The sequence below is a fragment of the Clostridium boliviensis genome, assembly GCF_033342255.1.
GTDB classification, from domain to species: Bacteria; Bacillota; Clostridia; order Lachnospirales; family Lachnospiraceae; genus Lacrimispora; species Lacrimispora boliviensis.
The window spans coordinates 1-345 of the sequence record NZ_JAWONS010000333.1 but is presented as its reverse complement, the minus strand read 5'-3'; the positions used below and the strand labels follow the sequence as shown (position 1 = coordinate 345).

At 63.2% G+C, this 345-nt stretch carries 1 pseudogene; it reads left to right on the top strand.

The features are described from left to right. A pseudogene (locus tag RZO55_RS25765) lies at positions 1 to 247 on the top strand (hypothetical protein); the annotation flags it as partial. Positions 248 to 345: the final 98 nt, after the last annotated feature.

Here is a 345-nt window from a genome sequence, read left to right as displayed (position 1 = left end):
GGATAAGCTCATGCAAACCGTGTACGAACTGACCTGCGAGGGGCTTCCCACCTCCCCCCTGCGCCTCACCTATCCCCGTCACATCGAAGAGGCGGTGCAACGAGTGGAGCCGCTGCTCAAGGAGGAACTCCCTCCCTGGGTGAATGCTCGTTGGCTGGCCCTGAGACTGGTCGAAGGGGACGTCTCTTCCCTCCGCTCCCTGGCCCGGTATGCGGCGCCCGCGGAAAAAGGGGTGACCGCCCTATGAAGCTGTCGGAACGGTTAAAGGACGATCCGTGGCTTTTCCGCATCGCAAGTCGCGCGGAGGGAGCCCTGGATTCCGCAGGACCTGCGGAGCGAAGAAAG